20 protein-coding genes are annotated in these 22965 nt (G+C 69.0%); 9 read left to right on the top strand and 11 right to left on the bottom strand.

Annotation, left to right across the window (positions count from 1 at the left end; all coding sequences use genetic code 11):
- Positions 1 to 22 precede the first annotated feature (22 nt).
- Both P5P27_RS06940 and nuoN read left to right on the top strand, forming a co-directional pair.
- Positions 23 to 1540 (top strand): NADH-quinone oxidoreductase subunit M, encoded by a 1518-nt coding sequence (locus P5P27_RS06940; RefSeq protein ID WP_423201254.1) that lies wholly within the window; start codon positions 23 to 25, stop codon positions 1538 to 1540.
- Positions 1537 to 3201, top strand: a complete 1665-nt coding sequence (gene nuoN, locus P5P27_RS06935; protein ID WP_278126992.1) for an NADH-quinone oxidoreductase subunit NuoN — start codon at positions 1537 to 1539, stop codon at positions 3199 to 3201. Before P5P27_RS06940 ends, nuoN begins: the two co-directional genes overlap by 4 nt.
- Here nuoN and P5P27_RS06930 read toward each other — a convergent pair.
- The 5 genes from P5P27_RS06930 to P5P27_RS06910 all read right to left on the bottom strand — a co-directional run bounded on the left by P5P27_RS06930 (position 3157) and on the right by P5P27_RS06910 (position 6341).
- Complete coding sequence (locus P5P27_RS06930) at positions 3157 to 3687, bottom strand: NUDIX hydrolase (RefSeq protein WP_278126990.1); 531 nt, start codon at positions 3685 to 3687, stop codon at positions 3157 to 3159. The two genes, nuoN and P5P27_RS06930, sit on opposite strands and share 45 nt — an antisense overlap.
- A gap of 10 nt (positions 3688 to 3697) precedes the next feature.
- Entirely contained in the window at positions 3698 to 4006 is a 309-nt protein-coding gene (locus P5P27_RS06925) for a 4a-hydroxytetrahydrobiopterin dehydratase (RefSeq protein WP_278126989.1), read from the bottom strand.
- A 3-nt stretch (positions 4007 to 4009) separates the two neighbouring features.
- Positions 4010 to 4954: an esterase/lipase family protein gene (locus tag P5P27_RS06920; protein WP_375002194.1), complete on the bottom strand. Its 945-nt coding sequence runs from the start codon at positions 4952 to 4954 to the stop codon at positions 4010 to 4012.
- Positions 4955 to 4958: 4 nt separating this feature from the next.
- Positions 4959 to 5507 carry a GNAT family N-acetyltransferase gene (locus P5P27_RS06915; RefSeq protein WP_062367587.1) on the bottom strand — a complete coding sequence of 183 codons (549 nt, stop codon included), beginning with the start codon at positions 5505 to 5507 and terminating at the stop codon, positions 4959 to 4961.
- A 66-nt stretch (positions 5508 to 5573) separates the two neighbouring features.
- The gene (locus P5P27_RS06910; protein ID WP_278126986.1) at positions 5574 to 6341 is read right to left on the bottom strand and encodes a crotonase/enoyl-CoA hydratase family protein; all 768 of its coding nucleotides are present in this window, start codon (positions 6339 to 6341) and stop codon (positions 5574 to 5576) included.
- Positions 6342 to 6423: 82 nt separating this feature from the next.
- Between P5P27_RS06910 and P5P27_RS06905 the strand changes: the two genes are divergently transcribed.
- The 3 genes from P5P27_RS06905 to P5P27_RS06895 all read left to right on the top strand — a co-directional run bounded on the left by P5P27_RS06905 (position 6424) and on the right by P5P27_RS06895 (position 9545).
- The gene (locus tag P5P27_RS06905) at positions 6424 to 7632 is read left to right on the top strand and encodes an acetyl-CoA C-acetyltransferase (RefSeq protein ID WP_278126985.1); all 1209 of its coding nucleotides are present in this window, start codon (positions 6424 to 6426) and stop codon (positions 7630 to 7632) included.
- A gap of 122 nt (positions 7633 to 7754) precedes the next feature.
- A complete protein-coding gene (locus tag P5P27_RS06900) occupies positions 7755 to 8723 on the top strand; it encodes an acyl-CoA thioesterase (RefSeq protein WP_278126983.1) in 969 nt (322 codons plus the stop codon).
- Between the two features lie 54 nt (positions 8724 to 8777).
- A complete protein-coding gene (locus tag P5P27_RS06895; RefSeq protein ID WP_278126982.1) occupies positions 8778 to 9545 on the top strand; it encodes a YggS family pyridoxal phosphate-dependent enzyme in 768 nt (255 codons plus the stop codon).
- 19 nt (positions 9546 to 9564) lie between these two features.
- Here the strand turns inward: P5P27_RS06895 and P5P27_RS06890 are convergent, their stop codons facing one another.
- Positions 9565 to 10275 (bottom strand): IclR family transcriptional regulator, encoded by a 711-nt coding sequence (locus P5P27_RS06890; protein WP_045538990.1) that lies wholly within the window; start codon positions 10273 to 10275, stop codon positions 9565 to 9567.
- Between the two features lie 225 nt (positions 10276 to 10500).
- Here P5P27_RS06890 and P5P27_RS06885 point away from each other — a divergent pair, with 225 nt between their 5' ends.
- Positions 10501 to 11781, top strand: a complete 1281-nt coding sequence (locus P5P27_RS06885; protein ID WP_278126978.1) for a DUF6986 family protein — start codon at positions 10501 to 10503, stop codon at positions 11779 to 11781.
- Between the two features lie 30 nt (positions 11782 to 11811).
- Positions 11812 to 12636 (top strand): bifunctional allantoicase/(S)-ureidoglycine aminohydrolase, encoded by an 825-nt coding sequence (locus tag P5P27_RS06880; protein ID WP_278126977.1) that lies wholly within the window; start codon positions 11812 to 11814, stop codon positions 12634 to 12636.
- Positions 12637 to 12725: 89 nt separating this feature from the next.
- Here the strand turns inward: P5P27_RS06880 and P5P27_RS06875 are convergent, their stop codons facing one another.
- Together P5P27_RS06875 and P5P27_RS06870 are read right to left on the bottom strand one after the other, a co-directional pair.
- Complete coding sequence (locus tag P5P27_RS06875; RefSeq protein ID WP_006896555.1) at positions 12726 to 13448, bottom strand: aspartate/glutamate racemase family protein; 723 nt, start codon at positions 13446 to 13448, stop codon at positions 12726 to 12728.
- A gap of 47 nt (positions 13449 to 13495) precedes the next feature.
- The gene (locus P5P27_RS06870; protein WP_278126974.1) at positions 13496 to 15049 is read right to left on the bottom strand and encodes an NCS1 family nucleobase:cation symporter-1; all 1554 of its coding nucleotides are present in this window, start codon (positions 15047 to 15049) and stop codon (positions 13496 to 13498) included.
- A gap of 245 nt (positions 15050 to 15294) precedes the next feature.
- Here P5P27_RS06870 and allB point away from each other — a divergent pair, with 245 nt between their 5' ends.
- Together allB and P5P27_RS06860 are read left to right on the top strand one after the other, a co-directional pair.
- The gene (gene allB, locus P5P27_RS06865) at positions 15295 to 16686 is read left to right on the top strand and encodes an allantoinase AllB (protein WP_039867516.1); all 1392 of its coding nucleotides are present in this window, start codon (positions 15295 to 15297) and stop codon (positions 16684 to 16686) included.
- A gap of 213 nt (positions 16687 to 16899) precedes the next feature.
- Positions 16900 to 17610 (top strand): DUF4352 domain-containing protein, encoded by a 711-nt coding sequence (locus tag P5P27_RS06860; protein ID WP_278126972.1) that lies wholly within the window; start codon positions 16900 to 16902, stop codon positions 17608 to 17610.
- 4 nt (positions 17611 to 17614) lie between these two features.
- On the opposite strand, the gene P5P27_RS06855 is transcribed toward P5P27_RS06860, so the two are convergent.
- From P5P27_RS06855 to P5P27_RS06845, 3 genes are read right to left on the bottom strand one after another with little or no spacing between them, the layout of a single operon-like run.
- The gene (locus tag P5P27_RS06855) at positions 17615 to 19066 is read right to left on the bottom strand and encodes a wax ester/triacylglycerol synthase domain-containing protein (protein WP_372452529.1); all 1452 of its coding nucleotides are present in this window, start codon (positions 19064 to 19066) and stop codon (positions 17615 to 17617) included.
- Entirely contained in the window at positions 19056 to 20564 is a 1509-nt protein-coding gene (locus P5P27_RS06850) for an HAD-IB family hydrolase (protein WP_006896550.1), read from the bottom strand. Before P5P27_RS06850 ends, P5P27_RS06855 begins: the two co-directional genes overlap by 11 nt.
- Positions 20561 to 22834, bottom strand: coding sequence for a glycerol-3-phosphate 1-O-acyltransferase (locus tag P5P27_RS06845; RefSeq protein WP_006896549.1), 2274 nt, complete (start codon positions 22832 to 22834; stop codon positions 20561 to 20563). Before P5P27_RS06845 ends, P5P27_RS06850 begins: the two co-directional genes overlap by 4 nt.
- Positions 22835 to 22965: the final 131 nt, after the last annotated feature.

Genomic DNA, 22965 nt, shown 5'->3' with positions numbered 1-22965 from the left:
CGCGGTGGCCTCGCTCGTGGTGATGCTCCTGCCCGCCGGCCGGGCCGCCGACGCCCGCCGGGTCTCGCTCGGGGCGTCGCTGCTCACCCTCGGCTGGGCGGTCGTCGTCGCCACCCGATTCTCGTCCGGCACCGGCGGCTACCAACTCACCGAGGACGTCAGCTGGATCCCGGCGTTCGGCGCCCGCTACAGCCTCGCGCTGGACGGGGTCGGGCTGGCGCTGATCCTGTTGACGGCGGTGCTGACACCGATCCTGCTGCTCGCCGGATGGCGCGACGTGAGCGATGCCGGCAATCGCCGGGTGCACATCTACGTGGCGCTGATGCTCGCGGTCGAGTCGATGGTGCTGATGAGCTTCGTCGCGACCGATGTACTGCTGTTCTACATCTTCTTCGAGGCGATGCTGGTGCCGATGTACTTCCTCATCGGCGGTTTCGGCGCCGCTGACGAGGGACGCCGGTCGCGGGCGGCCGTCGAGTTCCTGCTCTACAACCTCTTCGGCGGGTTGATCATGCTGGCGGCGGTGATCGGGCTGTACGTGGTGAGCTCCCGGTCGGGTCTCGGTCCGGACGGGGCCGGGACATTCAGCTTCTCCGACCTCGCCGCGGCCGCGTCCGCCGGTGGCCTCGACGCCTCCCAGGCGACGCTCGACCTGCTCTTCCTCGGATTCTTCTTCGCCTTCGCGGTCAAGGCACCGCTGTGGCCCGTGCACACCTGGTTGCCGGACGCGGCGGTGTCGACCACGCCCGCGGCCGCGGTGATGATGATGGCCGTCATGGACAAGGTCGGCACCTTCGCGATGCTGCGGTTCTGCATCGGTCTCTTCCCCGACGCGTCGGCCCGGTTCGCACCGTGGATCTCCGCGCTCGCCGTCGTCAGCATCGTCTACGGAGCGCTGTGCGCCATCGGGCAGCGCGACGTGATGCGCCTGATCTCGTACACCTCCATCTCACACTTCGGGTTCATCGTCCTCGGCGTCTTCGCCCTCACCGGGCAGGGACAGTCCGGCTCGGCGCTGTACATGGTCAACCACGGTCTCTCGACGGCCGCGCTGTTCCTGGTGGCGGGATTCCTGGTGAGCCAGCGGGGCAGCTCGCTGATCGCCGATTACGGCGGGGTGCAGAAGCTCGCCCCGATGCTGGCAGGCACGTTCCTGGTGGCCGGTCTGGCGACTCTCTCCCTTCCTGGACTGGCGCCGTTCGTGAGTGAGTTCCTGGTCCTCATCGGCACCTTCACGCGGTATCCCGTCGCCGCGATCGTCGCCGCGTCGGCCCTGGTGCTGTCGGCGGTCTACATCCTGTGGACGTATCAGCGCATGATGGGCGGACCCGAACGGCTCAGCGCCACGGTCGACGCCGGAGCGCAGGTGCCGATACGGGATCTCGATCTGCGGCAGAAGGCGGTCGTCGCGCCGTTGATCGTCGGACTGCTGGTGCTCGGTTTCTTCCCGCGGCTGGTGCTGGACTACATCGATCCGGCGGTGTCCCCGGCCCCGATCAGCACCCCGGCCGTCAGTGCCGGTGAAGGAGGTCATCGATGACCCTCGCGAGTGCTCTCGACGCTCACAGCATCGACTACTTCCGGCTCTCCCCCATGCTGATCGTCTTCGGCGCCGGAGTGATCGCGGTCCTGGTGGAGGCCTTCGCTCCGAAGCAGCGGCGCTACCGTGCCCAGCTGTGGATGGCCGGAGGCGCCCTGGTGGCGGCCTTCGTGGCGCTGATGTTCGTCACCGCGTCCTTCATGGCGGACGGCGCCTCGGTGGCGATGTCCGGTGCCGTGGTGATCGACGGTCCGGCGCTGCTGCTGCAAGGTGCGGTGCTGGTGGTCTCGCTGGGCTCGATCGCGGTGATGGGCGAGCGCCGGCTCGACCGGGTGTGGGCGCCGCTGGAGGTGCGCACCGCGGCGGGCGAGCGCATCGCGGTCGGCGGGTCGAGCGGCGACGCCGCCGACGCCGATCTCCCCGCCGACGCCTTCACTCCCTCCGGCGCCACCGTTCCCGGCTCCCCCGACGAACTCGTCGCCGGGCGCGCGGGGGCGATCACCACAGAGGTCTACCCGCTCGCACTGCTCGCCGTCGGCGGAATGATGCTGTTCGGTGCGTGCGGCGATCTGCTCACCATGTTCATCGCGCTCGAGGTGCTGTCGCTCCCGCTGTACCTGCTGTGCGGACTCGCACGGCGACGCCGGCTGCTGTCGCAGGAGGCATCGCTCAAGTACTTCCTGCTGGGTGCGTTCTCGTCGGCGATCTTCCTGTTCGGCGCCTCGTTCGCCTACGGCGCGACGGGATCGCTGTCGCTGTCGGCCATCGGCGACGCCGTCGCGGGCGGTGAGCTCGAACCGGCCGCCGACCGCACGCTCGCGGTGCTCGCGGTGACCCTGCTCGCCGTCGGACTGCTCTTCAAGGTCGGCGCGGTGCCGTTCGGCTCGTGGGTACCCGACGTCTACCAGGGCGCTCCGACTCCGGTCACCGCGCTGATGGCCTCCGCGACCAAAGTGGCGGCGTTCGGCGCACTGCTGCGGGTGCTGCACGTATCGTTCGGCGCGCTGGAGCCGCAGTGGCGGCCCGCCCTGTGGGCGGTCGCGATTCTCACGATGGTGGTCGCGACGCTCATGGCCGTCACCCAGGGCGACCTGAAGCGCATGCTCGCCTACTCCTCGGTGAGCCACGTCGGTTTTGCACTGGTCGGGGCGATCACGATGTCGAAGGACGGCGTGGCCGCCACGCTGTTCTACGTCTGCGCCTACGCGTTGTCTGCATTCGGTGCTTTCGCGCTGCTGTCGGTGGTCCGCGACGGCGCCGGGCGCGAGAGCACCGAGATCGCCGCGTGGGCCGGGCTCGGCCGCAGGCGACCCCTGGTCGGGGCGATGATGTCGCTGTTTCTGCTCTCATTCGCCGGCATCCCGCTCACCAGCGGATTCATCGCCAAGTTCGCGGTCTTCAGCGCGGCCGGCGACGACGGCGCCTGGCCGCTGGTCATCGTCGGCGTCCTCTGCAGCGCCGTCGCCGCGTACTTCTACATCCGGGTCATCGTCGCGATGTTCTTCTCCGATCCCCCGCAGGATGCTCCCGAGGTGGTCACTCCGAGTCTGCTGACCTCGGTGCCGATCGCGCTGTCGGCGGCGCTGACCCTCGTGCTGGGTCTGTTCCCCCAGTGGCTACTCGACCTCGCGACCTCCGCCGCCGCCTTCTACCGAGGCTGACTCAGCGCCGCCGAAGGCCGTCGCACCGGTGCCACTGACTGCGAGCTCGATCCGCTTCCTCAGGTCGTCGGAGCCGAGATCGTCGAGGTCGTCGAGACGTCGCCACATCACCTCGGTCAGTTCGCCGTCGGACGGTACTGGGTCGCCCGACCGCCAGCGGCAGCGGAACGTCAGATCGAGGTAGTCCACCTGGTCGCCGTTCACGTGCGTGCGCCGGGGCAACTGGTGCACCCACGCCAGCCGCTCCACCTCGATGTCGACTCCCGCCTCCTCCAACGCCTCCCGCCGCGCGGCCGTCGCGGGTTCCTCACCGGGATCGACGATCCCGGTGATGGGCGCCAGCGCGCCGTTGTCCGACCGACGTCCCAGCAGAACCCGTACTTCGTTCGCGTCCTCCCGCAGGATCACGGCGGTCACACCGATCAGCACCAGCGGGTCATGACCGATGTGCTCGCGCAGCTTCAGGACGTACTCGGGGGTCGGCATGAGCGTCAGGCTACGCGGGCTCGATTCCCTTCTCCGCGGCGATCGCGTCGATCCGCTGCGCCAGCGCGACGTCGAAGGAGGTCAGCTGACCGACGCTGTGCGTCACCAGCCGGAAGGCCACCGCCGGATACCGCAGGTCGACGTCGGGGTGATGACCGGCCTCCTCGGCCGCCGCCACCACGGCGGTCACCATCTCCAGACCGCGGACCATGTTGCCCGGCCGGTACTCGGCCACGAGCATCCCGTCGTCGACGGTCCAGGCATCGGGGGTCTGGGCGAGCGCCTCCGCCCGGGTCACGGGCTCCGGTTTCTGCGTCATGATTCATCCTCCTGTCACCGGTGACACGTCGACGCAGGGCACCGGACGCGGATGCGCCGGATCCAGGGCGTTGAGTACCAGCGCCGCGCTGCGTCTGTTCGACGTGATCGACATGTGGTCGGAACGGTCGCGGGAGCAACCGTCCTGTACGACGATGTTGCGCACCCGGGTGCCGGGCGGACCGTCGAGCAGCCCGGCGGTGTACGGCGTCACGATCTCATCGTCGCGGGTCACGATGTTGGTGTAGGCGACGCCGGGCAGATACGGCGTCGGCTCGCGGACGGCTCTGTTGAAATCGAGATCCTTCGGCGGCGACGAACACTCCGGGCAGGCCGGCCGGACGGGTTCGGCGATGCCGAGGCTCCGGCGGAACGACGCGATCGCCTCACCGCGCGCATCGTCGTCGTCGGGGCCCTGCCGCCAGTACGGCGCCAGGGAGACGTAGTGCGCCACCTCTCCCCGGCCGCCGAGGTACTTCATCCAGTACGTGGGGATCTCGGTGCCAAGCGAGTGCCCGACCAGATCCACCTGGTCCGCGCCGGTGGCGGCCCGCACGCGGTCGATGAATCGCTTGACGTCCCAAGCACTGTCGAGCTTGGGACCGAGGCCCCCGAGCGCGGAGACCGGCCAGACTCGCGCGAGCGCACCGTAGGTCGGGGCGAAGACGCAGTAGCCGTCGTTCTTGAGTACCGGAGCCAGTGTGGCCCAATTGGTCTGGCGGCCGCCGCCGCTGCCGTGCAGCAGCACCACCGGGTGCGGGTGACGCGGCGTCGGTCGGCACGAGAAGTCGTTGGTGCCCGGCAGCGAGCCGCCGGGGTTCGCCAGCTCGGCGCGGATTCCGGCGAGGAAGTCGTACGGGACCGGCAGCCGGGCCGGAGCCGCGGTCGCGGTTCCGGGGACACAGGCCAGCGCGACGAGGAGAATCACCAGTGAAAGCCGCGCCGCCACCGTCTCAACTCCTCGCGGCGGCCAGGTAGTCGTCTTGGAAGATGCCCATCCGCGTGGCGTCCCGGTAGGCGCCGTCGGCGAAGAACTCTCGGCGCAGCACCCCCTCGACGACGAACCCCGCCTTCTCGTACACGTGGATGGCCGCGGCGTTTTCGGTGTCCACCAGCAGGTACACCTTGTGCAGGTTGAGCGAGCGGAATGCGAAGTCGAGCGCCGCGCGCGTCGCCGCGCCGGCGTATCCGCGTCCCTGCTCGCCGGGCGCGATGATGATCTGGAATTCGCAGTTGCGGTGCACCTGGTCGATGTACACCAACTCGACCAGCCCCACCCGGCGTCCGGCGGCGTCGACGATGAAGCGGCGCTCACGGTCTCCGCACCGCTGCTGCCGGACGAATGTCTCCTCGAGGTCGGTGATGGTCACGTGCGCCGGCTCGAACCAGTAGCGCATCACCTCGGGATCGTTGAAAAGGCCGTGGACGAACTGCAGATCGGCCCGTTCCAGCGCCCGGAGCCTCGGCGCTGCGAAGGTCTCCGGAGTCGTAGCGTCACCCATGTCTGAGACCCTACTGCGACGCGGCCCGGCGCGGGAGTGCCGGATGCCCGACTCAGGGTGTCCGGGTCAGATGTCGTCGAACGACCCGCCGCGTCCCCTGCCCGCCGCGAAACGCTGCGCGCCGCCGACACCGTCCGCACGCAGCGAGGTCATGCCGATCGCGAACTCCCGGCGCAGCGCGGCCTCCTCGGAGTCCGCCCATTGTGCGCGGGCCGAGCGACGGTCGCCGCGCATGCAGGTGGCGGGCATGCGCGCGATGTCGTGGGCGAGCGCAACCGCCGCCTCGCGTGCGGTCCCCGCCGGGACCACGCGGTTCACCAGACCGAACGTCAGCGCCTCCGCGGCGTCGACGGGACGGCCGGTCAGGATGAGGTCCATCGCACGGCTGTGTCCGATCAGGCGCGGCAGGCGGACCGTTCCGCCGTCGATCAGCGGTACGCCCCACCGGCGGCAGAACACGCCGAACGTGGCGTCCTCGTCGGCGACCCGGAGATCGCACCACAGTGCCAGTTCCAGCCCGCCGGCCACCGCGTGCCCGTTGATCGCGGCGACGACCGGCTTGTCGAGGTCCATCCTGGTCGGTCCCATCGGGCCGTCTCCGTCCGGCGTCAGCACATTGGTGCGCTCGGTGCCGACGGCCTTGAGATCGGCACCGGCGCAGAACGACGGACCGTCGCCCGCCAGCACCGCCACCCGGGCCTCGGAGGCCTCGAATTCGCGGAAGGCGGCCGCGAGTTCGCGCGCCATGCCGGCGTCGACCGCGTTGTGCCGTTCCGGCCGGGCCATGATCACCACCGTCACGTCGCCGCCGCGCTCCACCCTGACGTCGTTCATCACTGCACTCCTTCGCCGGAAACCCCGATCTTTTGGGGAGTTCGGCGTTCTGTCAAGGCGACCGCGTGACAGGCTGGCCGATATGCGTGATGTCGTCATCTGTGAACCCCTCCGCACTCCGATCGGCAGGTACGGCGGTGCGCTGAGATCGCTGTCGGCGGCCCAGCTGGGCGAGATCGCGCTCCGCGGACTGATCGAGCGCACGGGTCTGGACCCGGAAGCCGTCGACGACGTGGTGCTCGGCAACGTGTACCCCACCAGCGAGGCACCCGCCATCGGACGCGTGGTCGCACTCGACGCCGGACTGCCCGTGACGGTGCCCGGCGCGCAGGTGGACCGCCGCTGCGGTTCCGGTCTGTACTCGGTGATCATGGCCGCCATGCAGGTGGCCACCGGCGCGTGCGGCCTGGCCGTCGCCGGCGGAACCGAGTCGATGAGCAACGTCCCCTTCTACAGCACCGACATGCGCTGGGGCGTGCGCGGGCCTGGTGTGATGCTGCACGACGGCTTGGCGCGCGGGCGTGTGACCGCGGGCGGGCGCCATCACCCGGTCCCCGGCGGCATGCTCGAGACCGCTGAGAATCTCCGCGAGCGGTACGGGATCTCCCGCACCGACCAGGACGCCCTCGCCGTCGAATCGCATCGGCGAGCGGTGGAGGCACAGCGGTCCGGCGTGTTCGCCGAGGAGATCGTGCCCGTCACGGTTCCCTCGAAGGAGGGCGACATCGTCGTCGACTCCGACGAACATCCCCGTGCCGATACGACGATGGAGACCCTCGGGCGGCTCCGGCCCATCCTGGCCGCCTCCGACCCCGACGCGACGGTCACCGCGGGCAATGCCAGCGGGCAGAACGACGCGGCGGCGGTCTGTCTGGTGACGCACCCCGAGCGGGCGCAGGAGCTGGGTCTCGAGCCGATCGCACGCCTGGTCTCGTGGTCCGTCGCCGGAGTGGACCCGGCCTACATGGGCATCGGACCGGTTCCCGCGACCGGCGCCGCCCTCGCCCGCGCGGGTCTGTCCCTCGCCGATATGGATCTGATCGAACTGAACGAGGCCTTCGCCGCCCAGGCTCTCGCCTGCACTCGCGAGCTGGGTCTGGGAGCCGACGATGCCGCTCGGATCAACGTCCACGGTTCGGGCATCTCGCTGGGGCATCCCGTCGGCGCCACCGGGACCCGGATGCTCGGCACGCTCGCCCGCGAGCTGCGCCGCCGCGACGCCCTGTACGGTCTGGCCACCATGTGCATCGGCGGAGGTCAGGGGCTCGCAGCGATCATCCAGCGCGTCTGAGGGCTACCGGCCGATGTCGCCCGCGTTACCCGCGGATCACGGAGTTCTCGCATCCGCACCCCGCTCGCCGGTGCGTTCGGCACGTGGTCCAGCATTGCCGAATCCCCGAACAGGAGAAGGCGATGCACCTCAGCGACCGGCAGATCACCCTGCGTTTCATGGCGGCCCCGACCGATGTCGCGACCCTCGGCGGCGGTGTCCGCGGCGGTCGGATCCTCGAATGGGTCGACAAGGCGGCCTACGCGTGCGCGGCGGCCTGGTCCGGCGGCTACAGCGTGACCGCCTACGTCGGGAACATCAGCTTCGGGCGGGACATCGATTCCGGCGACATCGTCGAGGTGACGGCCACTCTCATCCTCACCGGCCGATCGAGCATGCACATCGAATGCCGGGTGGCCTCAGCCGATCCGCGGCTCGGCGAGTTCACCGAGGCGAGTCGCTGCATCCTGGTGTTCGTCGCCGTCGGCGACGACGGCACGCCGACACCGGTCCGTCAATGGCGGCCCGTCCTGCCCGACGACCTCGACCGCGCCGCGTACGCCGCCGAACGCATCGAGGTCCGCAATCGGATCACCGCGGCGATGGCCGGGGCCGACTACGGCGCGCCGTCGACCGCACCCGAGGCCTCCACCCGATTCCTCGCCGCCCCCACCGACGTCAACTGGGGCGGCAACACCCACGGCGGCCGGGTGATGGGCTGGATCGACGACGCCGCGTACCTCTGCGGGGTGCGGTGGTGCGGCGGCGAAGCGGTGACCGTCTACATGGGCGGCGTCCGCTTCTACGAGCCGATCCGCATCGGACAGGTGGTCGAGGTCAGCGCGCGTCTGATCCACACCGGCCGCCAGACCATGCATGTCTCGGTGCACGTCCACGCCCACTGGCCGCGCGACGGGCGGCAGACGCGCCGCCTCGCGGCCCACGGTCTGACGGTGCTGGCAGCGCTCGACGCGGACGGTGACGCCGCGCCGGCACCGACGTGGACGCCGAGGCTTCCCGGCGACGTCGCCCTCGACCGACACGCCCGCGAACTGATCGCGATCCGCGGCCAGCGGCGCCCGGCTCGCGAGCACCGGATGGTGGAGATCTGACACCTGGCGCAGGCCCGGCGCGCCGTGGCATGCCGGCCCGGGATAATCGGTGCCATGACCGAATCCGCCGAGCAGAGCCGTCAGTACACCACCGCCGTCGCCGTCGAGGACTTCCGGCGCAACATCGCCGCCGTGCAGGCACGGATCGACGCCGCCGCGCGTCGGGCCGGACGTGATCCGGCTCAGGTGCAGCTCCTTCCGGTGTCGAAGACGGTGCCCGAGGAGCGGATCGTCAACGCCGTCGCCGCCGGCTGTCGTCGCCTCGGCGAGAACAAGGTGCAGGAGGCCAAGCGAAAGCACGGCGCCCTCGCCGACCTCGACGTCTCCTGGTCGGTGATCGGGCACCTGCAGACCAACAAGGCCAAGGACGTGGCCGCTTTCGCCGACGAATTCCAGGCGCTCGACAGCCTCCGCGTGGCCGAGGCGCTCGACCGCAGGCTGCAGGCCGCGGGCCGCGGCCTCGACGTGTACGTGCAGGTGAACACCTCGGGCGAGGACAGCAAGTACGGGCTCGCGCCCGACGAGCTGCCTGCGCTGCTCAGGCAGCTGCCGAACTACTCCGCCCTGCGCGTTCGAGGGCTGATGACGCTCGCGGTCTTCTCCGACGACACCGCTCGCGTGCGCTCGTGCTTCCGGCTGCTGCGCGACCTCCGCGACCGGACCCGCGACGCCGACCCGGATCTCCTCGGCGACGGCGGACTCTCGATGGGCATGTCGGGCGATTACGAGCTCGCCGTCGAAGAGGGCTCCACCTGTGTCCGGGTGGGCCAGGCGATCTTCGGCGCACGGGCGACTCCGGACAGTATGTACTGGCCGGGCTGACCGCGGCCGGTCGCGTCGCTCAGGCCTCCCTGGCGCCGATCAACGCCTCCGAGATCACGCCGGTGGCCCGCCGGAGCGCGAGGATCGCCCGCTCCTGCAGTTCATCGTCCATCCGCGACGTCGGACCGGAGATCCCGACGGCCATCGGGGTCGGCGCCCCGGGAACCGCCATCGCGACGCAGCGGACGCCGAGTTCCTGCTCCTGTTCGTCCACCGAGTAGCCGTTCGAGCGCACCCGTTCCACCTCCGCGAAGACGCCGGAGAGGGAGGTGACGCTGTATTTCGTGGTCGCGGGCATGCCCGCCTGCGACACGAGCTTGAGGATCCGGGCGTCGTCGAGCTCTGCCAGAATCGCCTTGCCGACCCCGGAATTGTGCAAGTTGACCCGTCGTCCGACCTCGTTGTTGGTGCGCATGGTGTGCGGCGACGGCACCTGGGCGGTGTAGATGACCATGTCTCCGTCGAGGACCGCGAGGCTCGCGGTCTCCGACAGCTCGGCCACCAGCGCCTCCAGTACCGGATCCGCGACCGCGCCGAGCTGCCGGTTGGCGACCTCGCCCAAGCGGATCAGTCGAGGTCCGAGCGCGTACCGCTTGTTCGGCAGCTGCCGGACGTATCCGATGCCGACGAGCGTGCGAAGCAGCCGGTGGATGGTCGGCGGAGGCAGCGGCGACTCGCCGGAGAGGTGGCTGAGCGAGCACTCGCCGCCGGCTCGGCCGATCAACTCCATCAATTCGAATGCGCGCTCGACGGACTGCACGCCGCCCGTCTTGCTCTCGCTTGCCGCTGCGGCCACCGTCTCGCTCCTCAGGTCTGGGACACCAGAACTCTATCTTCCACCATGCGGAACACAAAGCGTCTCCACAATCCGTGTCCGCTTGTGTGAAGTGCACAATTCGCACTAGACTCCACAATGCGGAATTGCAATTCCGTATTCGACTGAAAGGGAGGGTGAATGAGCAGCGGCTATCTCAGCGATTCCTTTCTGGCCGACGTCGACAGCCGATTGTCGGAGGCGGACGAGGACCTGGCACGCCGCTACCCCGGCGACGACGGTCGACGCCAGCCGGTCCACACCGTGTACGTTCCCGCCGACCGCTACACACCCGAACTCCCGCGACAGTGGGGCGCCGCCGCACTGGACGCCGCGCGCGCGGCCGGCGGCCTCGACGCGGTCGCGGCGATGATCGGACTCGGCGCCGCGCCCGAGTCCACGCCGGAACGGCTCGCCGATCTCGTCGCGGCCAAACTGAGGTCCGAACCCATCGAGGACCTCCGTCTCGACTTCGAGGACGGATACGGCGACCGCGGTGACGCCGCCGAGGACGCCGACGTCGCATCCGCCGCCGCAGCGGTGCGCTCCGCGATCGACTCCGACGCGCTCCCGCCGTTCATCGGCATCCGCTTCAAATGCTTCGAGGCTCCCGTCCGGCGCCGCGGGCTGCGCACGCTCGACGCCTTCATCGGCGCCTTGGCGGCCGGAGGGCCGCTGCCCGACGGCCTCACCCTCACGCTTCCGAAGGTCACCTCGGTGGACCAGGTGGAGGCGATGGTCCAGGTCGCGGCAGCGCTGGAACAGGCGCACGGCCTCCCGTCCCGGCGCATCCGGTTCGAGGTCCAGGTGGAGACGCCGCAGGCCGTCCTGGGCCCCGACGGCACGGCTCCGGTGGCGAGGCTGATCCATGCGGGCGACGGACGGGTCAGCTCACTGCACTACGGCACCTACGACTACTCGGCGTCGCTCGGCATCGCGGCGGCGTACCAATCGATGGAGCACCCGGCGGCCGACCACGCCAAGAACGTCATGCAGCTGGCCGTCGCCGGCACCGGCGTTCACCTGTCCGACGGTTCCACCAACGTCCTGCCCGTCGGCGACGACCGGGAGCGGGCGGCGGCCTGGCGGCTGCACGCCCGACTCGTCCGCCGCCACCTGGAGCGCGGCATCTACCAGGGGTGGGATCTGCACCCGAACCAGCTCGTGACCCGTTTCCTGGCCACCTACGCCTTCTACCGCGACGGCTTCGCTCCCGCCGCCGCGCGTCTGCGGAACTACATGCACCGCATCGACTCCGGGATTCTCGACGAGCCGGCCACGGCCCGCGCACTCGCCGGTTTCATCGACCGCGGCGCCGTCTGCGGCGCACTCCCCGCCGACGATGTGGAAGCCGCCACCGACCTCCCGATGGAGACGGTCCGGGCCGTCGCCCTCGGTCGCATCACCACTCCGCTCGCCTGAACCGAACTCACACCCCACAGAGGAGACGTCGTGACCCCACCGCAGAAAGCGTCGTACTACACTCCCCGCGGCGGCCTGCCGCCGCAGACCGCGCTGCTCACGGATCGGGCCGTGGTCACCGAGGCGTACACGGTGATCCCCCGCGGTGTCCTCTCCGACATCGTCACGTCGGTCTTCCCCGAGTGGACCCGCACGCGCGGCTGGATCCTGAATCGGCCGGTCGCCGGCGGTTCCACCACGTTCTTCCAGGCCATCATGGAGGTCCAGCCCGGTGGAGGCGCCGACCGGCCCGAGCCGCAGCCCGAGGTGGAGGGTTTCCTGTTCGTCACCTCCGGCGCGCTGTCGGTGGTCGCCGGCGGACATGCGCAGACGCTCACCGAGGGCGGGTTCGCCTACCTCCCCGCGGGCACGGCGTGGTCGGCACGCAACGACGCCGACGCCGACGCGACCTTCGTCTGGATCCGCAAGCGTTATCAGCCCGTCGACGGCCATGCGCCGTCGGTCCGCTTCGGGAACGAGCGGGACATCGAACCGTCCGCGATGCCCGGCACCGACGGCAAATGGCGCACCACCCGCATGCTCGATCCGCAGGACCTCGCCTACGACATGCATGTCAACGTCGTGACCTTCGAGCCCGGCGCCACGATCCCCTTCGCCGAGACGCACGTCATGGAGCACGGACTCCTGATGCTGGAAGGCAAGGCGGTCTACCACCTCAACGGCGACTGGGTGGAGGTGCAGGAGGGCGACTACCTCTCCCTGCGCGCGTTCTGCCCGCAGGCCTGCTACGCCGGTGGGCCGTCGAACTTCCGGTATCTGCTCTACAAGGACGTCAACCGACAGATCCTGCTCTGACTTCAGGCAGATCGTCTCCCCGCACTCCGCCCGGTACGCGTGCTCCCCCACCGCGTGCCGGGCGGTTCCATGCTTCGGTGGTCGGCGGATCAGATCTGGAACGGCCAGCCCACGACCTTCTTCTCACGCGGCGGTGCGTACGTGCGCACCTTGGAGGTCGACAGCCCCATGCGAACGAGCCCCTCGGCGACGGTGACCGCCGAACGCACGCCGTCGACGATGGGAACGCCGGTCGCGGCCCTGACCTTCTCCTCGAGCTCGGCCATTCCGCCGCAGCCGAGGCAGATCACCTCGGCGTGATCGCGCTCGACCGCTTCGCGCGCCTGCGCGACGATCGCCTCCACGGCACGCTCCGGGTCGGACTCCAATTCGAGGACGCCGAGGCCGGACGCCCGCACCGACGCGCAGCGCGTCGCGAGACCGGCGAGGCGCAGTCGGTCCTCGATCAGCGGAACGGTGCGGTCGAGCGTCGTGACGACCGAGTACTTGTGACCGAGGTACATGGCCGTCGAGGCGGCCGCCTCGGTGATGTCGACGACGGGCACGTCGAGCAATTCCTGGAGTCCCTCTCGGCCGTGTTCGCCGTAGCCGGCCTGGACGACGGCGTCGAAGGGCTCGGGATAGGACGTGATCGCATCCATGACGGCGATAGCGGCGAGGTACGACTCGAAGTTGCCCTCGCAGGAGTCCGCGCCGAAGCGCGGAGTGACGCCGACGATCTCGGTCCCGGGCGCGGCGACGGCCCGGGCCGACTCCGCGATCGCGTCGGTCATGGACTGCGTGGTGTTGACGTTGGCGACGAGGATCCGCACGGATTCGCTCCTTCGGGGGAATGGACGGGAATGGGGCGTGCCGGACGTCAGTGCGTGCTGGCGACGGCGATGGCCTCGCCGGAGACGTCGGCGAACGGTCCCTTGCGATCGGCGACGAGCAGATAGAGGATCGCACCGACGGCGGCCCCGATGAACCACGAGTACTCCGAGACCACTTCGAAGGCCGGCACGAAAGCCAGGACGAGAGCGAACGCCGCCGTCGGGATCAGTGCGATCACCGCGCGGGGGTTGACGCCGCCCCGGTAGTGGTAGGCGCCGTCGGGGTCCTCCGTGAACAACTCGGGAACATTGACCCGCGATCGCCGGACCAGCCAGTAGTCGGCCATCACGATGCCGAACAGCGGGCCGAGCAGGGCACCGAGTCCGCCGAGGAAGTAATTGATGACCGCGGGCGAGTTGTAGAGGTTCCACGGCAGGATCACCAGACCGATGACCGCGGAGACCAGCGCCGCGCGCTGAAAGTTCAGCGTCTTGGGGAACAGATTGCTCAGCGCGTAGATCGGTGCGACGAAGTTCGCCATCATGTTGACCGCGACCGTCAGGATCAGCAGCGCGAGGCAGGCGAGCACCAGCAGGAACGTGTTCGGCACGGCCTGGACGATGTCGGCCGGCGATTCGATGACCCGGCCGTCGATCCGGAACTGCGCGCCGGCGAGGGTGATGACGATGCCGCCGAAGAGCAGCATGTTCAGCGGAATGCCGAAGAAGTTGCCCCGCACGATGGAGCCCTTCGACTTCGCGTTGCGGGTGAAGTCGCAGAAGTTGAGGACGAACGTGCCGTAGATCGCCACCCAGAGGCTGGCGCCGCCGACGATCTTGGCCCACATCTCACCGCCGGTGAGCGAGTCCGGCGTCGTCCACGCGATGGCCCAGTCGGCCTGGCCGAGCATCCAGACGGCCAGCGCGATCATGGTGATGAGAATGACGGGTCCGGCGAAGGCCTCGTACCGGCGAATCATCTCCATGCCGTAGCTGACGATCACCAGCTGGATCACCCACAGCGAGACGAACGAGATCCAGCCGAGGGTGGAGAGTCCGAGGAACCTGTTCGCATCGAGGTTCTGGGCCGACGGGATCAGCGCGACGATCAGGATGCGCAGCACCACCGACGCGAGGAAGGTCTGGATGCCGAACCAGGCGATGGCGACGGCGCCGCGGATGAGGGCGGGGATCTGCGCACCACGGATGCCGAACGAGATCCGGCTCATCACCGGGAACGGGACGCCGGTCTTCTCGCCCATGAATCCCGAGAGATTCAGGAGCAGGAACAGGAACAGTCCGCCGAGGCCGAGGGCCAGCAGGATCTGCCATCCGCCCAGGCCGAGCGCGAACAGGCCGATCGCGAACGCGTAGTTGCCGAGGCTGTGCACGTCGTTGGCCCACAGCGTGAAGATGTTGTACGCGCTCCATCGTCGTCCGGCCCGCTTGGTCGGAGCCAGATCGGCGTTGTAGAGGGCGGGACTCACGCATTCCGGCAGTCCCTGCTCGGTCCGCACGGCGACGTCGTCGAACGACACCGCGGACTCAGTGCGGCAGGCGGGGCCGGCGTCCTCGATCACTCCGGATGATTCGGTGCTCATGGCAGGACTTTCACTCGTCGCGGAGGACCTTGCCGCCAACCGCTGATTCCACTGTGTGGAATTAAGATTCCGTGGTTTTGAATATTTACGCCTACCGCTCGGTCAGATGTCAACCCCCGAGCACGTCGCACGCCCGCTGGGCACCGTTCCAAAAAACGACGATGTGATTCCACCATGAGGAATTACTCTGCGGTATTCTCTCCTCGACAGATCTGTCCGGCGACCACGTGGAGGAGCAGCCGCACATGAGTACCAGCCCGGAGAGCAACGAGACGGCGCAGTCCGTGTCCGCCGAGCCCGCGACCGCGTTCGATCTGGTCCTGCGCGGCGAGCAGATGTTGACGACGGCGGGGATCGTGGCCCGCGAGATCGGCATCCGCGACGGCCGCGTCACCGCGATCGAGCCGCTCGGCAGCGGCCTGCAGGGTGCCGAGGTCATCGAACTCGCGTCGAATCAAGTGATGATTCCGGGGCTGGTCGACACCCACGTGCACGTGAACGAGCCGGGTCGCACCGAATGGGAGGGCTTCGAGTCCGCCACCAAGGCGGCGGCCGCAGGCGGCGTCACCACGCTGATCGACATGCCGCTGAACTCGATTCCGTCCACCGTCACGGTCGAGGCGCTCAACATCAAGCGGCGGGCAGCCGCGGGCAAGACCTACATCGACGTCGGCTTCTGGGGCGGCGCCATTCCCGGCAACGAGGGCGACCTCCGCGGGCTGCACGACGAGGGCGTCTTCGGCTTCAAGTGCTTCCTGCTGCACTCCGGCGTCGACGAGTTCCCGCATCTCACCGCCGACGAGATGGAAGCGGATATGGCGGAGCTGGCGAAGTACGACTCCCTGATGATCGTTCACGCCGAGGACTCGCGGGCGATCGACCACGCGCCCACCGCGGAGGGCAACCAGTATGCGAACTTCCTGGCCTCCCGCCCGCGCGGCGCAGAGAACGTGGCGGTCGCCGAGGTGATCGAGCGCGCCCGCTGGACCGGCGCCCGCGCGCACATCCTGCACCTGTCGTCCTCGGACGCACTGCCGATGATCGCCTCGGCGCGCCGCGACGGCGTCAAGCTCACCGTCGAGACGTGTCCGCACTACCTGACGCTGCTCGCCGAGGAGATCCCCAACGGCGCCACCGCGTACAAATGCTGTCCGCCGATCCGCGAGGCGTCGAACCGAGAACTGCTCTGGCAGGGGCTGCTCGACGGCACCATCGACTGCATCGTGTCCGACCACTCGCCGTCGACGGTCGACCTCAAAGACGTCGAGGGCGGCGACTTCGGCGTCGCCTGGGGCGGCGTCGCATCACTGCAACTGGGACTGTCGCTGATCTGGACCGAGGCCAAGCGCCGCGGCATCGGCCTGCCGCAGGTGATGGAATGGATGTCGGCCAAGCCCGCGGCTCTGGCCGGGCTGACCAACAAGGGCCGCATCGCCCTCGGCTGCGACGCCGACTTCGCGATCTTCGAGCCCGATTCGGCGCAGGTGGTCGACGTCCGCAACCTGCATCACAAGAACCCGATCAGTCCGTACGACGGCCGCGCCCTGGCCGGCGTCGTCACGGGCACCTGGCTTCGCGGTCAGAAAGTCGACTTCGAGAACCCCCGCGGCCGGATGCTGCGCCGCGGAGACGTCTGATCCCATCACCTGGTCAGACAACGGAAAACGACTTCGCCGGCGAGGCACCACCTCGCCGGCGAAGTGCGTTGTGGCACAGCGAACTTCCAAACGCTTGTCGGCTGATCGGTCTAATCGTCCACCGGGCTCGCTGATATCCCCGAACAAGACATTGCCGACTCCTAAGATTCGTACGGTTTCCGCGCATTGCGCACACGCACATTCAGGAGCACGATGACCAATCAGCCACCCCTTCCACCGAATGGCCCCTACCCGCAGTATGGCCATCCACAGTATGGCCATCCACCCGTCGGCCAAGGGATGCAACCGCCCGTGCCGCCGGCCAAGCAGCGCAAGAAGTGGCCATGGATCGTCGGCATCGTCGTCGTAGTGGTGATCATCGCGGCGGCGATGAGCGGCGGCGACGACGACAAGTCCACTGACAAGACTGCGAAGAGCGCGGCGACCGTTTCCCAGCGAGCCGACACAGCGACCGCTGTCCCAGACGATGAAACGTACGAGAAGTCTGACAAGAAGCCGAAGGACGCGGGGCTCAACACTCCCGTCCGGGATGGCAAGTTCGAGTTCACTGTCACCGGTGTCGAGAAGGGCGTGCCCTCTGTGGGTGACAATCCCTACCTCACCGAGCAGGCTCAAGGGCAGTTCGTCATCCTGTCGGTCACAGTGAAGAACATCGGGAAGAAGCCCCAGTCCTTCTCTCCGACCGCCCAGAAGCTGACCGACTCCGAAGACCGGACATTCGAGCCCGACACGACAGCGCAGATCGCGCTCGGCGGGTCGGACATCACCGTCTGGGACAACATCAACCCGGGCAACGCAGTCGACGTCAAGCTCGTATTCGATATGCCGAAGGGCGCTGTTCCCGCAGCCGTGGAACTGCACGATTCGATGTTCTCGAATGGAGCCTCGGTGGATCTGGCCTAACCGCCTACACCACACGCTTCAGGCGGTCACCCGGGTCATCGCCCAGGTCCAGCACCTCGTTGAAGCCGTCGACGAGGCACTCGGCGAACAATTCCGGCTCGGTGACGGCGGCGGCGTCGAAGTTCAGGCCGAGGCACGCCGTGCCGTTGTGCGTGATCATCGTGGCCATCACCGCGCAGCCGGGCAGCGGGCCGAAGGGGAACATCCGCTCCACACGGGCGCCGGCGACGAACGTCTCCCACGGAATCCCCGGCACATTGCTGGCCTGCAGATCGTTCTGCGACGTGGTGCCGCTGAACTGCGCCAGCAGCGGGCCGGGCAGCCAAGCCGCCACCGGCCCGATGGTGTTGAGGATGTCGACCGCGGGCTCGGCGCGCGCCGCGCGGACCTGCTCCCGGATGGTCAGCACACGCTCGAACGGGTCGTCGATCCCGATCGGTCCCGCGAGCCGCCCGACAGCGATCCGGTTTCCGCCATCGGGATCGCCGGGTTCACGGACCGAGATGGGGATCGCGACGGGAATCGTGTCGACCACTGTCCCCATCCTCTCGTGGTACCGCCGGAAGCCGCCGATCAGGCCGCCGAGGTAGACGTCGTTGATCGACGCGCCGGTCGCCGAACTCACGGCGCGCAGCGCGGCGAAGTCCACCTCGAACGCACTGAACCGCCACGAGAGGCTGCGAGCCGCCAGCAGCGGTGATCCGGGCGGACTGATCATTCCGGCGACTCGCGGAACCGATCGGCCGTACCGAAGCACGCGGCGCAGGGTCCGCTTGGGATCACCGATCGCCCGGACTCCGGCGACGGCGAGTCCGGCCAGTTTCGGCAGCCGGCGGATCTCCTCCCCGATCTGGCGGCTCAGCACGTCGAGAGACGACAGATCCCCGGGTGCGGGGGCGGGCGGCTGCGGCTTGCCCGGTATCGGCTCGCGGCTGGTGGAATGCAGTTGCGCGAGAACGAGAATCGCACCGAGTCCGTCGGTGAGAGCATGATGCGCCTTGAAGAAGTACGCGGTCTTGCCGTCGGCCAGCCCGTCGATGAGGTAGCCCTCCCACGGCGGTCGAGCCGAGTCGAGCGGTGTCATCGCGAGCTGTTCGCAGAGGGTGAGGACCTCGCGCATCGATCCGTCGCCGGCCACCCGGACGCGCCGCAGGTGGTAGTGCAAGTCGAAGTCGGGGTCCACCTCCCAACTCGGGGTGCCGGTGCGCAGCGGCGATTCGATCACTCGCTGACGGAACCGCGGCGCCATCCGGCTTCCCCAGTCGTGCGCCGCCACGAGCCGATCCCAATCCGGTTCACAGTCGTAGACCTCGAGCATCGAGATCGTCGACCGCAACCGGCGGTCGGCGTCGCCGCGCCACATGACCGTGTCGACCGCACTCATCTCCGGTTCGGTGCCCCATGCAAGAGGCCGGTCCACCACCGGCTCGCGCGGTGCGCCGGAATCACTCGTCACCTTCGGACTCCTGCCACTCGAAGACTCCCATCGTCCTGGTCATCCGGCCGTCGTCGAACGCGGTGACCGGCCAGTCGGCCAGCGCGTCCAGGAACTGCTGTCGCACCTGGCTCGCGTACTCGCCGACCTTCTCGGGCACCCACGAGGAGGTGTCCACCGGCGGCAGCACTCGGACCTCGACCGTGCCGGGTTTGATCAACTGCGCTCCGCGCCACATCAGCTCGCCCGCGTTGCGCAAGACCACCGGCACCACCGGCACGCCGGCCTGCATGGCGATGTGGAACGGTCCCTTCTTGAACTCACCGATCCGCGGCGTCGCCGACCTCGTCCCCTCCGGGGCCACGACGAGCGAGAACCCCTCGTCGACCACCTTCCGGACCACCGGTTCCAACTGTTCGATCGCCCGGCCGGCGTCGGCGCGGTCGATGAACGCCACACCCCCGACCTCCAGGATTCTGCCGAACAGCGGCAGGTCGCGGATCTCCTTCTTCGCCACCCCCGTGGCCTGGCCGCGGATGAGATGGATCATCACCGGGAGATCGAGCTTGGACTGGTGGTTGAACACGAAGACGCACGGTCGAGCCGACTGCAGATAGCCGCCTCCGTCGAGGACGTCCACCCGGACCCCGGCGAGTGCGAAACCGGTGTCGATCCCCGACGAGACAGCCTTCTGCATCACCTGCGTGCCGTCGTCGCTGAGCACTCCCCTGGCGAATCCGACGGCGGCGCCTCCGAGAAACGAGCCGTAGAAGGCACTGGTGCGGGCGAGCATGCCGAGCCTGTTGTGCGACGGATTCCGCAGTTCCAGGATCGGCCAGCCACGCGATTCGGCGACCGCCCGCAGCCCCCGCTGGGGCGACACCGCCGCCGGATGTCCTACCGCCTCCAGATAGGGCACATCCTCGTTTCCGTCGCTGTAGGCGAACGACGACGCCAGGTCCAGATCGTGCTCGGCGGCCAGACGCCGCACCGCGGCGGCCTTGCCGGGGCCCCACAGCGGTCTGCCGAGGATCTTGCCGGTCGCGATCCCATCGATCACCTCGACGTCGGTCGCGAGCGCGTCGTCGGCATCGATCTGCCGGGCGATGGGCTCGATCTGAAAGCGCGTGGCCGAGGACGCGATCACGATGCGGTGTCCCTTGGACCGGTGCGCGCGAATGATCTGCCACATCTGCGGCCGCAGCTTGGAGGCCGTGTCCTCTTTGAACAGCCGCTCGCCCATCGCCAGCAACTCGGCGTAGGTCTTGCCTGCGAACGCCGGCCGCGTGGCTTCGAGCACCTCGGCGAAGTCCTGCTCCGACGAGCAGCCGCGCAGGGCGATCATCAGTCCGTCGAGGAGTTCGCCGGGCGTGAACTCGAGGCTGCGCAGACGCGCCCGCAGGATCGCCGTGGCCGAGAACCCCTCGATCAGCGTTCCGTCGTAGTCGAAGAAGGCACAGACCCGCCCGCCCTCGGGCGCGGACCGGATCGCCCGCAGCCGCTCCGCCAGCGCACTCATGCGTCCGCCTCCCGCGCTGCGGCCTGCGCCGCTTCGATCTCGGCGATCCGGGCGAGCCTGCACCGCATCTCCTCCACCTCGTCGAGCCAGGCTCTGCGGCGGGAGGCCACCTCGCTCGCCGAATCACCGTGCACCGCGCCGCGGTTGTCGGCCAGCCGGTACGCGCCGTCGTACAGTTCCCGGGACACCGAGTCCTTGCTGTGCACCACGCCCTGCAACGACAACTGGCGGCCCAGGCCGAGACACTCGGTCAACACCTCCTCCTTGTCGAGTTCCTCGGATCCGAGGGCGACCAGCCGGGTCGCCACCACCAGCTGCGCGTCGAAGAAGGTCTGCAGCGTGCGGCGGGCGAACAGTTGCCCCGCGCTCGCCAGCAGCGCCGCATGCACCCATTCCTTGGTCCGCCGGTCGGTCCGCCAACCGGGAGCGAGCAGATCCATCTCGGCTCCGAGCCGATGGAGGAACTCCTGCTTGGCGGGGAAGAAGAACTCGAACTTGAGCAGATCGCGGATGCGGAGCACCTCCTGCTGCGCGGGAGCGAGCAGCCCCTCGTCGGCGCCGGCCTGCGCGTCGGGCGCCGGGCCTCCCTCCACCACGTCGCCCGCCGACACGGCGAGCATCCCCAGTTCGACGATCGCCCGGCCGACGAAGTGGTGCAGCGCGCCGTTGCGGTAGTAGGCGGCGACCGCATGATTGTCGGGGGCGATGGACCACACCTGCTCCGGGCCGCCGTCGAAGGTCTCGAGGACACCGGCGTCGGTGAGTTCGCGGAGCGTGGTGAGCAGCCCGAGCCCGCGGCACAGCGACGGGTCGGGGCCGGGCAGGCCGCGGGTGTCGATGTAGGTCAGCAACGGCGCCAGAATCACCTCGATCTCCCGCGCCGTGTACGCCCGGTCCGCGGCGCCGAGCAATGCGAACCCGGCCAGAGACGTCGCCGAGATCGGAGTCGCGGCGTTGATCTCGTCCATGACCTTGAACGCGACCTTCTCCAGGCGTGCCCGCCCGGTCCCCGCCTCGGCCAGCGCTTCGCGGAGCGAGAACGGTTCACCGAACCGGACGCGGGCCTCGCCGCGATACGTCCGCTGGGCGCGAGCGTACTTGAGCAGCCACTTGAGGTCCTCGGGACTCTTGGTGCCCCCGGCCGACTCCTTCGCCATGGCGGCGATCTCCGGAAGCTGGTCGTAGACGATCGAGGTCGGCACCACCACCACGTCCGCGGCGTCGAGCGCCTCCACAGCGTCCGCGACGTAGGCGAGCAGACCGAGCATCGGCGGCCGCAGCTTGCCGGTCCGGCTTCGGCCGCCCTCGATGTACCACTCCAGATTGAAGCGCTTCTCGACGATGAAGGAGAGGTACGAGCGCATCGCCAGCTTGTAGACCGGGTCGGCGCCGAACTTGCGCCGGATGAACACGGTGCCCGCGCGGCGGGCGATCGGTCCCATCGGCCAGAACGCCAGGTTCTCACCCCCGAGCACGAGGTTCGGCGGAAAGTCGTGCTGATGCAGCACACTGGCCAGGATCAGCGAGTCGACGTACGACCGGTGCGAGGGCAGGAACACCAGCGAACTCGACTTGTTGACCGAGCGCAGACGTCCGAGGGTGTCCAGATCCGCCGACACCGACCATGCGCGCTCGTAAAGTCCGCTGAAAGTGGAGGTGAAGACGTCGCGGACCAGTCTGCTCTGGGTTGCGACGAAGGCGCTCATCTTGTCGGTGGCCTCCTGCGCCACGGATGCGGCGGACCGCCCGAGTTCGGCCGCGAGTTCGGCGGCCGCGGCCTGGAATCTGGCCGACGAGCTGATCTGCTCGGCCACCAGTCGCGGCACCTTGTACCGGGTTCCGACGAGTTCGAGTTCCGCGCGCTCGGCCGAGATCGCGGCCTGCATGCCGACGAAGCCTGCGAACGACGTCCCCTCGGCCTGCCGCTCGTCGTAGCGAGCGCCGAGTTCGGCCACTGTGGCGGGGACGCCCTGCACCACGCGGACCCGATCCGGTCCGTGCCTGCGGATGGCCGCCTGCCGGAAGGCCGGTGGGCGCCGCGGATTCGAGAGCACGATCGCGTCGGCCAACGCGACCTTGCGTTCACCGCGACGCACCGGCGGCAACCACACCACGCGCGCCGGAATCAGGGTGGTGTCCGGATCGAGAGCGGCCACGTCGACGTCCTCGAGCCTGACCACGCCGACACCCGGATGATGCTTCGCCGCCCACTCGTCGAGGATCTCCTGCTCCACTCCGGTCCGCACCTGCGCCAGTACGATCGCGCTCACCGAATCTCCTCGTCCGACGATCTGCCCCCGGACACGGCTGAGTTCCGGCGGGAACTGAATTGTCGCCGATCGCGGATCGGTCCGGGGCGGTATTCGATGCCGTTCGGTATTCCGGTCGAGCCGGCACCAAA

Origin of the sequence: Gordonia sihwensis (assembly GCF_029632925.1) — a bacterium.
In the GTDB taxonomy this organism is placed as follows: Bacteria; Actinomycetota; Actinomycetes; order Mycobacteriales; family Mycobacteriaceae; genus Gordonia; species Gordonia sihwensis.
Note: the sequence above shows the minus strand (reverse complement) of the source record. Positions and strands in the feature narration are given on the sequence as shown.

Coding starts and splice junctions, on each gene's coding strand:
- nuoN (WP_278126992.1), top strand. CDS start 1,537: ATGACCCTCGCGAGTGCTCTCGACGCTCACAGCATCGACTACTTCCGG.
- P5P27_RS06885 (WP_278126978.1), top strand. CDS start 10,501: ATGAGCAGCGGCTATCTCAGCGATTCCTTTCTGGCCGACGTCGACAGC.
- P5P27_RS06860 (WP_278126972.1), top strand. CDS start 16,900: ATGACCAATCAGCCACCCCTTCCACCGAATGGCCCCTACCCGCAGTAT.
- P5P27_RS06915 (WP_062367587.1), bottom strand. CDS start 5,507: ATGGGTGACGCTACGACTCCGGAGACCTTCGCAGCGCCGAGGCTCCGG.
- P5P27_RS06910 (WP_278126986.1), bottom strand. CDS start 6,341: ATGAACGACGTCAGGGTGGAGCGCGGCGGCGACGTGACGGTGGTGATC.
- P5P27_RS06895 (WP_278126982.1), top strand. CDS start 8,778: ATGACCGAATCCGCCGAGCAGAGCCGTCAGTACACCACCGCCGTCGCC.
- P5P27_RS06930 (WP_278126990.1), bottom strand. CDS start 3,687: ATGCCGACCCCCGAGTACGTCCTGAAGCTGCGCGAGCACATCGGTCAT.
- allB (WP_039867516.1), top strand. CDS start 15,295: ATGAGTACCAGCCCGGAGAGCAACGAGACGGCGCAGTCCGTGTCCGCC.
- P5P27_RS06900 (WP_278126983.1), top strand. CDS start 7,755: ATGCACCTCAGCGACCGGCAGATCACCCTGCGTTTCATGGCGGCCCCG.
- P5P27_RS06925 (WP_278126989.1), bottom strand. CDS start 4,006: ATGACGCAGAAACCGGAGCCCGTGACCCGGGCGGAGGCGCTCGCCCAG.
- P5P27_RS06870 (WP_278126974.1), bottom strand. CDS start 15,049: ATGAGCACCGAATCATCCGGAGTGATCGAGGACGCCGGCCCCGCCTGC.
- P5P27_RS06890 (WP_045538990.1), bottom strand. CDS start 10,275: ATGGAGTTGATCGGCCGAGCCGGCGGCGAGTGCTCGCTCAGCCACCTC.
- P5P27_RS06905 (WP_278126985.1), top strand. CDS start 6,424: ATGCGTGATGTCGTCATCTGTGAACCCCTCCGCACTCCGATCGGCAGG.
- P5P27_RS06940 (WP_423201254.1), top strand. CDS start 23: ATGCTCCTGCCCGCCGGCCGGGCCGCCGACGCCCGCCGGGTCTCGCTC.
- P5P27_RS06850 (WP_006896550.1), bottom strand. CDS start 20,564: ATGAGTGCGCTGGCGGAGCGGCTGCGGGCGATCCGGTCCGCGCCCGAG.